General features: G+C 63.9%; 16 protein-coding genes. 6 read left to right on the top strand and 10 right to left on the bottom strand.

The window, feature by feature from the left end; all coding sequences use genetic code 11:
- Positions 1-218: 218 nt before the first annotated feature.
- Complete coding sequence (locus ACWEO2_RS31935) at positions 219-713, bottom strand: transposase (protein WP_452408735.1); 495 nt, start codon at positions 711-713, stop codon at positions 219-221.
- Between the two features lie 145 nt (positions 714-858).
- Positions 859-1755, bottom strand: a complete 897-nt coding sequence (locus ACWEO2_RS31930; RefSeq protein WP_452408734.1) for a 3-hydroxyacyl-CoA dehydrogenase — start codon at positions 1753-1755, stop codon at positions 859-861.
- A 580-nt stretch (positions 1756-2335) separates the two neighbouring features.
- Here ACWEO2_RS31930 and ACWEO2_RS31925 point away from each other — a divergent pair.
- Complete coding sequence (locus ACWEO2_RS31925) at positions 2336-3628, top strand: PucR family transcriptional regulator (protein WP_452408733.1); 1293 nt, start codon at positions 2336-2338, stop codon at positions 3626-3628.
- A gap of 396 nt (positions 3629-4024) precedes the next feature.
- Positions 4025-4594: an ISL3 family transposase gene (locus tag ACWEO2_RS31920; RefSeq protein WP_452408732.1), complete on the top strand. Its 570-nt coding sequence runs from the start codon at positions 4025-4027 to the stop codon at positions 4592-4594.
- Between the two features lie 261 nt (positions 4595-4855).
- On the opposite strand, the gene ACWEO2_RS31915 is transcribed toward ACWEO2_RS31920, so the two are convergent.
- The 4 genes from ACWEO2_RS31915 to ACWEO2_RS31900 all read right to left on the bottom strand — a co-directional run bounded on the left by ACWEO2_RS31915 (position 4856) and on the right by ACWEO2_RS31900 (position 8794).
- Complete coding sequence (locus tag ACWEO2_RS31915) at positions 4856-5683, bottom strand: alpha/beta fold hydrolase (protein ID WP_452408731.1); 828 nt, start codon at positions 5681-5683, stop codon at positions 4856-4858.
- A 38-nt stretch (positions 5684-5721) separates the two neighbouring features.
- The gene (locus ACWEO2_RS31910) at positions 5722-7149 is read right to left on the bottom strand and encodes an SRPBCC family protein (RefSeq protein ID WP_452408730.1); all 1428 of its coding nucleotides are present in this window, start codon (positions 7147-7149) and stop codon (positions 5722-5724) included.
- 184 nt (positions 7150-7333) lie between these two features.
- Complete coding sequence (locus ACWEO2_RS31905; RefSeq protein WP_452408743.1) at positions 7334-8254, bottom strand: SDR family oxidoreductase; 921 nt, start codon at positions 8252-8254, stop codon at positions 7334-7336.
- Between the two features lie 417 nt (positions 8255-8671).
- The gene (locus ACWEO2_RS31900) at positions 8672-8794 is read right to left on the bottom strand and encodes a hypothetical protein (protein ID WP_452408729.1); all 123 of its coding nucleotides are present in this window, start codon (positions 8792-8794) and stop codon (positions 8672-8674) included.
- Positions 8795-8811: 17 nt separating this feature from the next.
- Between ACWEO2_RS31900 and ACWEO2_RS31895 the strand changes: the two genes are divergently transcribed.
- The gene (locus tag ACWEO2_RS31895; RefSeq protein ID WP_452408728.1) at positions 8812-9180 is read left to right on the top strand and encodes a hypothetical protein; all 369 of its coding nucleotides are present in this window, start codon (positions 8812-8814) and stop codon (positions 9178-9180) included.
- 91 nt (positions 9181-9271) lie between these two features.
- On the opposite strand, the gene ACWEO2_RS31890 is transcribed toward ACWEO2_RS31895, so the two are convergent.
- Both ACWEO2_RS31890 and ACWEO2_RS31885 read right to left on the bottom strand, forming a co-directional pair.
- Positions 9272-9652, bottom strand: coding sequence for a hypothetical protein (locus ACWEO2_RS31890; RefSeq protein WP_452408727.1), 381 nt, complete (start codon positions 9650-9652; stop codon positions 9272-9274).
- A 222-nt stretch (positions 9653-9874) separates the two neighbouring features.
- Positions 9875-10573 carry a hypothetical protein gene (locus ACWEO2_RS31885; RefSeq protein ID WP_452408726.1) on the bottom strand — a complete coding sequence of 233 codons (699 nt, stop codon included), beginning with the start codon at positions 10571-10573 and terminating at the stop codon, positions 9875-9877.
- Positions 10574-10967: 394 nt separating this feature from the next.
- Here ACWEO2_RS31885 and ACWEO2_RS31880 point away from each other — a divergent pair, with 394 nt between their 5' ends.
- The 3 genes from ACWEO2_RS31880 (at position 10968) to ACWEO2_RS31870 (ending at position 12705) form a co-directional block, all read left to right on the top strand.
- Positions 10968-11225: an HNH endonuclease gene (locus tag ACWEO2_RS31880; protein WP_452408725.1), complete on the top strand. Its 258-nt coding sequence runs from the start codon at positions 10968-10970 to the stop codon at positions 11223-11225.
- Positions 11226-11557: 332 nt separating this feature from the next.
- Positions 11558-12247 carry a transposase gene (locus ACWEO2_RS31875; protein WP_452408742.1) on the top strand — a complete coding sequence of 230 codons (690 nt, stop codon included), beginning with the start codon at positions 11558-11560 and terminating at the stop codon, positions 12245-12247.
- Positions 12248-12525: 278 nt separating this feature from the next.
- On the top strand, positions 12526-12705 hold the full coding sequence (locus tag ACWEO2_RS31870; RefSeq protein WP_452408724.1) for a hypothetical protein: 180 nt from the start codon (positions 12526-12528) through the stop codon (positions 12703-12705).
- Between the two features lie 16 nt (positions 12706-12721).
- Here ACWEO2_RS31870 and ACWEO2_RS31865 read toward each other — a convergent pair whose 3' ends face one another.
- Positions 12722-13033 carry a hypothetical protein gene (locus ACWEO2_RS31865; protein WP_452408723.1) on the bottom strand — a complete coding sequence of 104 codons (312 nt, stop codon included), beginning with the start codon at positions 13031-13033 and terminating at the stop codon, positions 12722-12724.
- Positions 13034-13466: 433 nt separating this feature from the next.
- Positions 13467-13829, bottom strand: coding sequence for a transposase (locus ACWEO2_RS31860; protein ID WP_452408722.1), 363 nt, complete (start codon positions 13827-13829; stop codon positions 13467-13469).
- Between the last annotated feature and the right edge of the window lie 15 nt (positions 13830-13844).

The raw sequence follows: 13844 nt of genomic DNA, 5'->3' as shown, positions 1-13844 counted from the left end.
CTCGACCCGCACGAGTCGTTTTGCGGGATGGTAGGTCATCTGCAGGTTGAGGTGCCGGTAGACCTCGGCTTTGTCCACCGGATCCGCCCCGGACAGCACGTGCCGGATATCTCCGAGTTCGTTGATGAGACCGCGGATCTCCTCGCTGGTCATTCGCCGTTGCCGTGTGATCGGCCGTGAACGGGCGAGGGCTTCGGCGCGGCGGGCTTGGACCTCGGCTATCCACTGCGCCACCAGAACAGCGGCGGCGAAGCCGCCTCGATTCGGTTCATGCCGCCGTCCTGCCGCAGATAGGCGATCGTCGCCGCCAACGCCATCCGTCGTTTACGGCGTGGGGACCGATCTCCCTTGCGCCACTTGTGAAACCATGCCTGCGACACGCCCAGCGCCCGGCACGACACCGCGGCCGGTATCCCGTGTTCGGCCCTCTGCGCAGCAATCAGGACGGCCAGGCTCACCGCCGCATCGTGAGAGGGCAGCCGAGCGCTCGAGCACATCACGCTCCATCGCCAACTCGGCATCTCCTTGCGCAGCCGGTTCAGCTCGTCGCGCTCGTTCTCGCTCAACGGGCCCTCGCCCTCGCGAGCGCGCCGGTCCAGGTTCACCCACCGACCCAGCGTGCCCTCGTTCAGGCCGAGCTCCCGCGCCACCTGAGCGATCGGCTTGCCCGTCTCCCGAACGATCCGGACCGCGCCCTCCCGAAACTCGGTCATACCCCAGCGGTCAATCGTTGCGCCGCAGCGGACTTCAAAACGCCGCCAACTCCGCCCGATCCTCCCAGTTCGTCAACATGCACATAACGTGACAGTGCCCACCGGCTTCAAGGACCCCCGACGCCAGTCGGAGTCCATAGCTCGGTCAGACTAGAAATCCTGGTTGCGCATATTCCGGGCTCGGATGCTTGTAGTATCCCTCGCCAGTTTTCACACCCAATTTCCCGTGATCCACATAATTGGTTTTCAGGTAATCGGCATTCTTCTTGAATTGCTCGTCCCCGTTGACTTCTCCCCAGTAGGACGCGATGTTGTAGGCGGTCTCCAATCCGACGATGTCCAGCATGCCGAACGGACCCAGCTGCATTTTGGTGGCGATCATCCAGGTCCTGTCGACGTCTTTTGCGCTTGCGATGCCATTGACAACCAACGCTTGCGCCGCCATCAACCAGGGCACCAGAAGCGAATTGATCACATAGCCGCTCTGCTCTATTTCCAGGCGGATCGGAACCATACCGATCGCCTTGGCAAACGTCACTACGTGCTCGAGAATCTCGGGGTCAGTGCCCGGGTGCGCCATTATCTCCGCAATGTTGCGCTCCCAAATCTCGTTGGCAAAATGCAGCGCCAAGAACCGGTCGGGTCGTCCGGTCGCGTCGGCCAGCTGACTCGGTAAGAGCGTCGAGGTGTTGGTGGTGAAAACAGTTCTCGCCGGACAAGACTGATGCAGTGAAGCAAAGACCTGCCGCTTTATTTCCGGATCCTCGGGCACACATTCGCTGACCAGGTCGGCGTCGCGGCCTGCTTCCGCGAGATCGGTGGTGTAGGAAAGGCGCGCGACCCCTTCGTCGATCTCGGCCTGACTCTTCCGTCTTTGACTGGTAAACAGCTCTGCGTATTGCCGGTGGTTCGCCCGGCAGGCATCCAGCGATTCCTGGCTCTGGTCGTACATGATGGTTTCGAAGCCGTGCACCGCGCACTGGAAACCAATCTGCTGGCCCAGGGTGCCCGATCCGACGACAAGCACTTTCTTAATGTTCATATCGATTGCTCCTACGTGTTGTTGATAAATGAGAGAACGGGCGGGGCTCTTCTGACGTTGCCGTGGGTTCGCTGACCTGGCGGTTTGGGCGCAATGCCTTGTCCTGCTTAGATTTTGGACTGTTGAAAGTTTTAAGACGAAGAAGGGTGGACGGCGTTGCGCAGATCTATGATGTTCGCTGCGGGTCTCGGGGAGGCACTGTCACGTTATGTGCATGTTGGCGAACTGGGAGGATCGGTGGGGTGAGGACCGCAACGGCGTCGTACAAGGGCCACCGCCGCCCGGTCGAGATCATCGACCACTGTGTGTGGCTGTACTTTCGGTTTCCGCTGAGTTTCGTGAGGTCGAGGAGCTGCTGCTGCCGACGCAGCGTGGGCGTCGAACACCCCCAAGATGCTCACGTGACCTTGGGTCCGGTCATTTTCCATGGCCAGGAACTGAGCATCCGGACTACTAAGTTGTCGCATGTGTCGATCGTCGTTTAGCGGGGCCGCTGGCAGCTTGTCTGTGAGCGCCAACGCTGCGCGTCGCCGTTGTCGAATAACCACACCTCGGCGAAGTGCGGCGTAGCGTGCAAGGCGTGGAGCCGGCCTGGGTGGGCGCACAGGGCGAGCAGCAGCGCCGTCTGTGGTCGACGGTCCTGCAGCCAGCGGCCGTTGAACTCACCGAACGCGCCCGCGAGATCTCCGATGCGATCACGGTCTACACGAAAGAGCGGCTGCCCGAGCTGCTGGATAATCCCGAGGCGCTCGAAGCGCACCGGGCCAGCACGGAGGCGAGTATCCGCGACCTCGCGGAAGTGCTGCGCTCAGGCGCCGATCCCGTAAAGGCTGTCAGACTCCGCGCCGCGACCATCAATTTAGCCATAGATGGTGCCCAGCATGGCGTGCTACTGACCACGTTGATGCGCAGCTACCGACTGGGCCACGCCGCGACGTCTCGACACTTGAGGGAAATTCTGGCCGAGCACGTCGCGGATGCCGAGGAACTGACCTCGGCGACCGACCTGTGTTCAGCGTGGCTATTCGCCTATGTCGACACGGCGCTGTGTCTGGTCGAGGACGTATACGTCACCGAGCGTGAACGGTGGTTACGCAGTGCGGCCGCCAGCCAGGCCGAGGCAATCAGCACCATCCTGTCCGGGCAACCCATCGACATCGACGTCGCCGGCCGACGGCTGCGCCACGACCTGCGCCGGGTGCACGTCGCCGCAGTCGCTTGGCTGGACGCTCACGAAGAGGGCCGCAACACCCTTGCCCTTCTTGAAGCCGCCATCCGCGACATCGCCGCGGCGATCGGTACCCAGCGACCTCTCATTGAGCCTCTCGGCACACTCTCGGTGGCTGCCTGGATCAGCACCAGCAGCCCGGTGCCCTCCAGAGTTCTGGACGAGCTGCGGTTCCGGACGGTGACGGCACCGGGCGTCCGTGTCGCGATCGGCGAACCGGCGCGCGACATCGCGGGATTTCGCGCCAGCCATGTCGAGGCACTCGAAGCGCAGCGGATAGCGCGGTTAGCGGGCCGCGGCGAGGGCAGCATCACTCGCTACCACGACATCTCCCTGCGCTCACTCGCCACAGCAGATCTCGAAAAGGCCCGCGCCTTCGTAGCACGCGAGCTCGGTGCACTGGCATCGGGGGATGAGACCACCCGCCGGCTCGCCGCGACTGTGCGTGCCTACCTTGACGAGAACGGCAGCCGCGGCAGAACGGCGAAACGACTCAGCATCCACGAGAACACCGTCGCCTACCGGCTCCGGCAAGCCGAGGAACTGTTGGGGAGGTCGGTGGACAAGCGCACCCTCGAACTGCGGGTCGCGCTCACCCTGGCCGATCTCGTCGCCGAGGCGTCCGACGCTGTCGGCGGAACGTGAAAACTGGATCTGGCACAGATTGAGTGATTGACCCAATCGGGATACGCACGGGTGCTTGATGATTCATCATGTCGCGGGTGTTCTGATCTTGGACTGCTGACAGTTCTGTTCCCGCACCTGAGTAGGCTGCAGATCCAGAGCGTGCGCGCCGTCGAAGCCGTGGTGCGGATCGATGCCAGCACTGCCGACGTGGCAATGCCGTGTCCGGAGTGTGCCCGGACGTCGAACCGGGTCCACAGCCGCTATCAGCGTCGGCTGTCCGATACGGCCGAGGGCGTGAGCATCCGCGCTATCGGCGCCCAACTCGACCTCGCACGAGGAACAGTGCGTCGCTTCGCCCGCGCCGCGACCGTCGACGAGCTGCTGGTCAACAACGGAACAGGCCGTCGGCCCAGCGTGCTCGACGAGTTCAAGCCCTATCTGCACCAGCGCTGGAATGAAGGCTGCACCAACGCAACTCAGCTGTTCCGGGAGATCCAACCACTCGGCTACCGCGGCAGCGTGAAGATCCTGCTCAACTACCTGAACCCGTTCCGCACGACCGGCCATGCCCCTCAGCCGCCGCTCAAACCACCATCGGTGCGGCGTGCCGTCGGCTGGATCATGAGCGATCCCGCACGGCTGGACCCGCAAGACCGACAACAGCTCCATGCGATCCTCGCAACGAGCCCGGAACTCACCAGGCTGGTCGGCCATGTCCGAGACTTCGCCGCGATCATGTCCGAGCTGCGGGGCCGTGACCTGGAGAAGTGGATGACCGCCGTCGAGACCGACGACCTGTCTGCCCTGCACTCGTTTGTTCGCGGCCTGCGCCGCGATCAGGATGCGGTCACTGCCGGTCTCACCCTGCCCTGGAACAGCGGACCGGTCGAAGGCCACGCCAACCGGATTAAGATGATCAAACGCCAGATGTTCGGGCGAGCGAAACCGGATCTTCTCCGAAAGCGAATCATGTTGAGCGACTGAGCAACCCGACCGGGCAGAATCATGAAATTCGTGCCAGATCCATGATTGGCGTTCCGTTGACACGATGACAACCGCTCCAGCCCCGGCGCGGATCGGGCGCGTACCAGCAGGCCTCAGGAACTGGAGAAAACGAGTTCGGCGGGGGTGCGGGTTCGCCAGTAAGGGGCGGCTCTGCTCGGCATAGCTGCAATCGGGTCGGCCTGCCTCCCAAAGTTCGGACAAATCCAATGAGTGTCGTGGTGCTCCGCGGCCCTACGTGGTTCAACGCAGATAATCGAGCAGCAGGGCGTTCACACGGTCAGGCGCCGTCAGCTGCAGCCAGTGATTCGCGCCAGAGACACGCTCATAGCGCCAGGGCGCGTCCACCAGCGCCTCTGACGCGACCATTTGCGATTCGGCGAGGAACGCGTCGCGGTCGCTCCACACTCCCATGACCGGCACCCGTGCGTGCGGCAGGTCCTTGGGGAACAAGGCGCCCTTGAAATTGGCGCGGTAGTAGTTCAGTGCTGCGGTAAACCTGCCGGGGCGCTCGAGATTGGCGATCCAGTTCGGCATTTCGGCATCGAACCGAGTCAACTTGCGAAACAGCCACCAATTGCGGCAGCGCAGCAACCAGTCCGCCAGTCCTCGTAGCTGAAAGAACAGCACGTACCAGCCTTTGAGTTTCTGCTCGAGCGGCGCCTTCGCGTAGGCCACCGGGTGACCCACCGATAGTGCGGCGTAGCGCTCAATGCGGTCTGGGTGCTGAAGAACAAGCCGCCAGCCGATCGCTGCCCCCCAATCGTGCCCAACCAAACGGACCTTGGCGATGGCCAGCGCATCGAGCAGGCCGATAAGGTCGGCGATTAGATGGGTCAGCGCGTAGTCCTGTTTCCTCGACGGTGCGTCGGAGAGTCCGCAGCCCCGCAGATCCGGGGCGATCACGCGATAGCCGGCTGCGGCCAGTGCCGGAATCTGCAGCCGCCAGACATCATGGTCGTCCGGGAAGCCGTGCAGTAGTAGCACATCGGGGCCGTGCCCCTCGATCACGACGGTGATCGTGATGCCGTTGACCGCAATCCTGCGGCTGGCGAAGACTGGTTGGTTCATGGGGTCCTCCATTTCGGGTGTCTGTCGGGCATCCGGCATCATTTCGATTCCCCCTCGATCAGCGGCTTCAACCCGTCGCGCAGGGCTGCGCCGAGTTTCGTCTCCAGCACCCGCCGCAGCAGTGCGCCGGTGAGGATCAGCCTCGGCCGGAAGCGGATGGTCCATCTCAACTGCGTGCCCGATCCCCTCGGCGTGAGCGTTATCTGCCCCTGGTGGCAGACGACGGGCGAGCCTTCGACGACGCGGTAGCGATAAGTGCGTGGCGGCTGCCACGCGGTGACTTCCTCGCGCATGGTCCCTAGCGGCCCCTTCATCAGGCGCTGCGCGCCGTATCCACCGCGCTGGCCGCTGCCCGCGGCGGTGAGGCGCACATCGGTGAAGCCGGACCAGGCCGCCATGCCCTCGTGATCGGCGAGCACCGCCCAGACCTGTGCCGGCGGCGCTGCGAGGTAGATGTTTTGTTCGAGCGTGTGCGTGTCGGGATCGGGCCGGCGCTGGGTGGGTCGGGGCGCGAAACCCCACAGTCGGTCGGACAGGCCGGGCCGCATCCACAGGATTTCGAAGGAGAAGCCTTGCGCGTCGTTGACGTAGACCACGCCCGCGCCTGGCAGGTGCACCGGCTTGCAATTGGGGTCAGCCCCGGCGGCGACGGCGCGCTCGTAGACGTTGATGTGATCGCGCTTGTTGCGCGCGCCGAAGGCGATGTTGAGGATGCCCTGATCGCTGATGCGGTAACCCGCCGGCCGGGGCTTGCCGACCGGGTCCAGGTATTGCACCGTTTCGACCAGTACGTCGCCAGCGAGGAAGATCTTAGTGCGCGTGCTAGCACCGGCCAGACCCCACAGCGCCTCATGTTGCGGCGTATGCAGTGCGATGCTGCTCTCGGCGAGCGCGATGCCGTGGCGCAGGAAGTCCGCGCTACTGCCGAGGTCGGGGACCGACAGCGTCACCGAGCGGATCGCCGCCGGGCATTGCAGACGCTCGCCACCGACCTGCCCCGCGAGCGGATCGTCTTCCATGATCTCCACGTAGACGCCATCCGGATTGCGAACGCAGGCGCGTCGCACACCGGGTTCGCCCAGGGGCGGTGTCAGAGGAACGGTGTCCAGGCGCGCCAGGTTTGCCAGCGTGGCGTCGAAGTCGGCGACCCAGATGCCGATGCGGGTGTAACCGATGTCGCATGGTCGGAAGTCTGCCGGCATCGGCCGTGCGATCGGCCGCTCGAACTGGAACAGCTCCAACTGAAACCACGGATTGCGCCCGACCAGCCACCAGCAGGTCGAGGCGGCCCGCGGTAGGCCCTGCACGCGCGCGGCCAAGATGCCGCGCATCATCCTCCGGCTGCCGCCCGCGGGCAGCAGGCCGAAGCCTTCTCGGAACCAGCGCTCGGTGCGTCGCAGGTCCACGACCGAAAACGCGATCTGGTTCAGCGGCGCAGCGAGATCCCGGGATTCGACGGCGTTCACGGGCGCTCCCGATGTCCGTTGAGATCCTGGAGCTGCAGACCGGCGCCTGCGCGTGGGGGGTGATGGCTCTTGCCTGCTAGCCGAATCATGGTGGCTTCTCCCTGGTCGAGTGTGTGTTTGGTAGGCCGGACGATCCCGGAGAGTCCGGCACCGGGCATGGGGGTGTCGCCGAGATGCGGCGAGGTCAGCAGAGTTGTTCAGTTCGGCTCGGCGCGCCGACGTTGCGGGCACTCGTTGAGCGGCCCAGTTGGGCAATTTCAGCGTCCATCTGCGGGACAAGATGGGCTGCCTGCTTGAGAGTGCTGCGAGTACCGATTCGTGAATTCACGAGCGTGCGGGCCTGGCCGATCAGGCCGACCCAGCCCGGGACGAACACATGGCGCGAACGACGTTCCAGGCCCTTGACGAACGCCTTTGTGCAGGCATCGACCGAAGTGGTCTTGCTCAGCGGGCCGGGCAGCGATTTCAGCATCTGCTGGAAAGCAGGGAAGTCCTTCTTCGCCTCCTGCACGAGCGGGGTGTCGATCCAGGACATGTGCGCAGACCCGACATCGACGCCCTGGTGGGCAACCTCGAGGCGGAGGGCGTTGGCGAAGTACTCAGCGCCGGCCTTGCTTGCGTTGTAGGCCGCAAGGCCCGCCACCGGGGCGAACGCCGCAAGCGACGAGACGACCAGGATGTAACCGTTGCGCGCGATGACGGTCGGCAGCGCCGCCCGCACGGTGTGGAAGACGCCAAGAACGTTGATGTCCATGACGCGCTTGAAGGTGGCGGGGTCGACCTCGAGCACCGAGCCGTAGCTTGCGATCCCGGCGTTGGCAAGCACCAGGTCGATGCCACCGAATTTCTCGACGCCCCGGGCAACCGCTCCTTGCATCGCAGCGAGGTCGCAGACGTCGGCCACCACACCGACGGCCTTGTCCTCACCAATCTCGGCGACGACCGTGGCCAGCGCAGCAGCATCGACGTCAGTGAGGACTACCCGCGCACCCTTGGCCGCGAGTGCCTTGCCCGTCTCGGAGCCGATGCCACGGGCCGCACCGGTGATCAGCACCACCTTGCCGTCAACGCTGCGCCGGTTGCGGCGACGTGGGTTCGCCGACATCTTGGTCAATCGCTCAACGCCGACATCGGTCTGGGTGGTCTCCAAGCGGTTCATTCTGGTTCCTCGGTCTCGGGTCGTTGTATGAAGCTCGGATGGGTCGTGGGTCGGGCCGACGCGACCTGATCACCGAGCTCGGTCGTCGTGAACGTTCCGGATCGCTGTGCCCGGGGATGACTCCAGGCGTGGTGATTCAGCGGTGCGTGCGACTTCGAGGGCGACAAAGTAGGCGTCAAGGCTGGTGACTTGTTGCACACCACGATCGTCGGTGAACCGGCGCACGGGGCGCTTGTCTGTCAGCGACAATCGCAAGGGACGGCCTTGTCGAATATCCGCACCCGCAGGCGCTGGCCGGCGACACCGTGCAGCGCCTGCAACCGGTCCGCTCCTACATCGACGAGAACGACAGCCAGGGTCCATTCAGCCCGGTGGTCCATCCGCGGCGAGATCCTGCCGCTGGGCCAGGCCCTGCACGCCACCATCGTGCGCCGCCAGGTGCAGGCTGTCGCGCAACGTCTCGAAGACGAACTGGGCGACGAGCAACCGAGCTTCATCACCGGATGCCCGGCCGAGTGGGCCGAGCTGCCCGTCCGGACCTGCCGCTGGTCGTCGGCCTGGACGGCGGCTACATCCACTCCAGTCAACAAAGGTCCCGTTGGGACGGCTGGTTCGAGGTGATTGCCGGCAAGACCATGCCCGCCGACGGAGGTTCCTGCTGCTTCGGCTACGTGCAGACGCACGACACCAAACCCAAACGGCGCCTGTTCGAAGTGCTTGCCGGTCAATTGTCCGAGGTCCGCGGGGCTACTGTGCGCGCCGATGGCCCCGCCGTGCAGCGCGACCAACATGTTTTGGCGCAGCACACTGGGGCAGCGGACCGCCACCCGTTGCCCGTCGGGTGGCACCGGGCCTGTGCGATGGCGGCGTGAGACGCGTTGATCCATGGGCCTTTTCGTTCCTCGCTAACGGACGCGTTCCTTCCTTGGGGCGGCTTGTCTTCTGTGTTGCCAATCGCTGCCATCAATCATCGGGGCGCGTCTGGTTGTCCCGGAGCTGGGAGACCACCCTGCCCGCTACACGGATCTCGTCAGTGAGTTCGCCGCCGGGAGTTGGGGTTGCGGCGGGGTGGTAGTGCTCGATGGGGTCGGCGGTGGGAAAGCGTTTGATGCTCATGGTGCGCCACAGGTTGCCGTGGGAGTCGGCGATCAAGACCACACCGAGGGTGCCCAGCAGCAGGTCTTCGTCGTCGAGTACACACCCGAACCCGAATGTCCGTGCCCGAGCGCGAGGCATCGAATCCAGGAACTCGGTGGCGATATCGGCGAATGCGCGGCGGCGCGGGTACTCCTCCAAATGTGTGAAGCAGAGCTGGTAGTCATCACTGGTCTCGGCTGTGAGCACGGCGAAGAACAGGGGTGTCTTGCCCCAGGAGTGCAGCTGGTGTGGACGGTCCGGGCCAGCTGGGCGATCCGTTCGGGTGGCGGATCGGGCATCGTTGTCATTGGGTAGGGAAGTCCTCGGGTCTGGAAGATGGTGGCCCGCGTCCGGGCGGCGCTTCGCCGGGCTGGGCACGAGTTCCGTTGCGGATATCGGTCGGTCGGGCCGTCAGTGGCCATAGGCTGATCAGCTCGGGTTGTTGTGCACCGAGTGTCTTTGGCCCAGGCCAAGGGTTGCTTGTGCCGTGTGGTGGAGCCGGGTGTAGTGCGCACGGGCTTGGATGAGTGCGGTGGTCGCCTTCTGGTGCAGGAGGCTGTCCAAGGGGGATTCGCTATAGCGGGTGGTGCGGCGGTACTCCCACCAGGCGCGAGCGAGTTTGTCGATGGCCGGGCCGATATCACCCCGGGCGGCGGCATGGTTGATGCGGTCGATCAGATGCGCGCGTACCAGATCGCTCATGTCGAAAACACCGACATGCCACAGCACTTGCGATCCGAGGTCGCCCTGATCGGTGACGACGCGATCGGGTGATACCCAGTCGTCGATGGTGGCCAGCAGAAACCCGGCCCGCAGAATCTGCACGGCGGGGTGATCGTCGGGCACTTCGCCGCTCATCGCCGCGACCAGCTCCCCCACTGTCGGTAGCGGCGCAGCGCAAACCAATGCAATACGGTCATCGTCGAGGGTCGTCAATCGAGGCTCTCCAATGTGGTTGGTGTTCATCAGCGGGTGCTGCGCCCGGATTCCCACCACGCCGCGCACTGGACCCTGCTCGGGTTCAGCGGACCCAAGGCCGAGGCCGAGGAGATCAAGCAGCGCCTGACGACATTCTTGCGTGAGGAACTCAAACTCGAACTGTCGCAGGACAAGACGCTGATCACGCACGCCCGCACCCAGGCGGCGAAATTCCTCGGCTATGAGATCACTGTGCTACACAACGACGGCAAGCTCACCGGAGGACAGCGCAGCGTCAACGTCGTTGCGAGCCTGCGGGTTCCGTCGTCGGTGATCAAGGCCAAGCAAGCCCCCTACCTGGCGCGCGGCAAACCCGAGCGCAGGCCCAACCTGCTCAACGAGGACGACTACACCATCGTCAACGTCTACGGGGCCGAGTGGCGGGGCGTCGTCCAGTACTACCTGCGCGGCTACCGTCACCACACCGCATGGGCCGCGCAAGTGCTTCGAGGCCAGAGTCGAACGCAGCGGCAGGAAACCACTGGTCGCACGGTCCGGTGGCATTCCATTACGACGGCAACTGGACGCGGAAATCACCGATCGCGTGCTGGTTCCCGGTATCGTCCGCCGCACCGAGCTGGTCGACCGGCTCCAAGCGGGACGATGCGAGATCTGCCGGAGCACCGAGGACATCTCGGTGCATCACATCCGGAAACTCGCCGATCTCGACCGGCCGGGACGGCCGCAACCGGAATGGGCGGAGTTGATGGCCAAGCGGCGACGCAAGACCCTCGTGGTCTGTCGTTCCTGCCATCACGACATACACGCCGGACAGCCGACACCGCCGTCGTCCACGTCGTAATCACCGGAGAGCCCGTCGCGGTGAAAGCCGCACACCGGGTTCGGGCTGGGGGCCGCTGGAAAAGGAACCGTCCCAACGGAAAACCTCGCCAGCGGCCTACCAGGACTATCTGACACAACCTCGGCGAAGCGGTCGAACGCGTCGTTGCCCGGCATCGAGACCACCTCGACGCCACAGCTGACGAAGATGGTGACGCCGAGCCTGCGATCGTGCACCAGCAGCAAGCGCCAGTGATCGCCGAGGTGAGCGAGCCACCAGCACAACGGATCGACAAGTGGGCCGTCCGGACTCGCGAACGCTATGCCGCAGTCCACGCGCTGCTCGACGACGGCATGAGCCTGCGCGCCATCGGCGCCCGGCTCGGTCTCGCCCGAGGAACCGTGCGGCGTTTCGCCCGTGCAGCCAGCGTCGAAGAACTACTGGTCAACACCGGCACCGGACGACGCCCCAGCCTGTTCGAAGAGTTCAAGCCCTACTTGCACCAGCGATGGAACGAGGACTGCACCAACGCAACTCAGCTGTTCCGCGAAATCCAACACCTCGGCTACCGCGGCGGCCCGAAGATCCTGCTCAACTACCTGCACCCATTCCGCACGACCACCCACATTCCCCGCACAGCGCCCAAGCCCCCGTCGGTCCGCCGCGTAGTCAGCTGGATCATGAGCGATCCCGCCCGCCTCGACTCAAATGATCGGCAGCGGCTCGATGCGATCCTCACTGCGAGCCCCGAGCTCACCGACCTCGTCGGTCATGTCCGCACCTTCGCGACGATGATGGGCCAGCTTCGCGGCCGTGAGCTGGAGCGATGGATGACGGCCGTCAGTGCCGATGACCTGCCAGCCCTGCACTCGTTTGTCCGCGGCCTGCGGCGCGACTTTGACGCCGTCACCGCCGGTCTGACGCTGCCCTGGAGCAGTGGACCGGTCGCAGGGCACGTCAACCGCATCAAGATGATCAAACGCCAGATGTTCGGGCGGGCGAAACCGGACCTGCTCCGGAAGCGAATCCTGTTGAGCGACTGAGCAACCCGATCGGCCGAATCACGAAATTTGTGCCTGATCCAGTCTTCAGGCGGAAGCGACACTGATCACCCGATTTCTGACCTATTGCTGTGAGTTCGGCTTGCTCGCTGGCTCGGATGCGCCACTTTGCCCGTGGTGTTTTCGGTCGGCGTCGCTGCCGCTGTCTACCATAGGATCGATAAACCTTCTGGTGCGTCGCTTCGCTAGCCGCCGTACTCGACGAATTGAATCTACCAACGCCGATACTGTGGTGCTTCGCGGACGCGGGAGTTTCGCAGATGCCGCCGATCGACGCGGACGCACCGAAGATACTGTGGGCGTTGGACTTCCAGTTCGACTCCACCACCGACGGTGCGGCGGCGAAGATCGCGTCGAAGGTCGACGAGCACACCCGCGACTCGCCGCTACACCTTGACGAGCGGCCGATCACCGCTGAGCGGAAGGGTGCCGGTCCTTGATAGGGCGTGCCGGAGGTTAGTCAGAGAAAAGCACCGACCTGAAGTCGATGGTGGCATACCCTTCCGCGGGATCCAAGATCTTCATAGCGTCTCCGCTGCAGTTGGCGTCTGCGTACAGTACCGCATAAATATCTACGCCATTCTTGGGATTGCGACCGCTGATATTGTAGCAATTCCGGTACTTGGGGTTGTTCAGAACCTCTGGAGCATTGCTGGACTGAGCGGTGTATTCAAAGGTTCCGGTCGCGGCATTAGCCGTGGCAGGTGCCCATATGGTGAGAGCGAGAGCCGTGCCGATCAAGGCAGAAATGCTGCCGAGCTGTTTCATGCATTACCTTTCGTCGAGCCCGGTATTGGTGCATTCCGGAGATATCTCATTATTCTCGAATGCCTGTGAAATTCGTGCTTGGAAGTAGGCTTGTTGGCCAAGCAACATCGCTGATCGTATCAGCATCCAGCCGACCTCGCTACCGAAACTAGTTGGGCTGCAACGCTATCCGATAATAGACCCGCTACCGAGCGCGTGAAGGGTGCTGCGGTCGGGTTCCGTAGCGGATCAGCCTCTGGTAGAAATAGCGCACCGATTCCGGACGCGCTACCCCGCTGCAACCTGGATAAATCCGAGCGTTCCAACGATCACACTGATGTCACGGCAGCTGCTACCGAGCAGCTATTCGCTGCGGGTCTACCAAGCCCGATTTTGAGCCCGGTGAGGGGCGGTGGACGGTTCTTGGTGGTTCCGAAGAATACAACAGAGCGGATTATCTGGTTCCGGCTGGAACCTGTTGATGGTAACCGGCTTCGAACTCATCCGGTGATCGCCAACCCAGCTTCTTCTGGATGCGCTGGGAGTTGTACCAGCCGTCGATGTAAGCGAACAGAGCGTTCTCGGCCTCGTCGCGGGTCCGCCAGTTCCGCCGGTAGACCAACTCGGTCTTGAGCGTGGAGAAGAAGTTCTCCATCAACGCGTTGTCGTAGCTGTCCCCGACCGAGCCCATCGATTGCGCGATCCCGTTGTCGGCCAACCGATTAGCGAACCGGATAGCCGTGTAGGTCGAGCCGCGGTCGCTGTGGTGAATCAGTTGGCCGTCGCGGATCTCCCGGCTCCAGACCGCGTATTCCATAGCACCGAGCAATGG

The sequence above is a fragment of the Nocardia sp. NPDC004278 genome, from assembly GCF_053602975.1.
The sequence above is the reverse complement of the archived record's forward strand: the minus strand, read 5'-3'. Positions and strand labels throughout refer to the sequence as shown.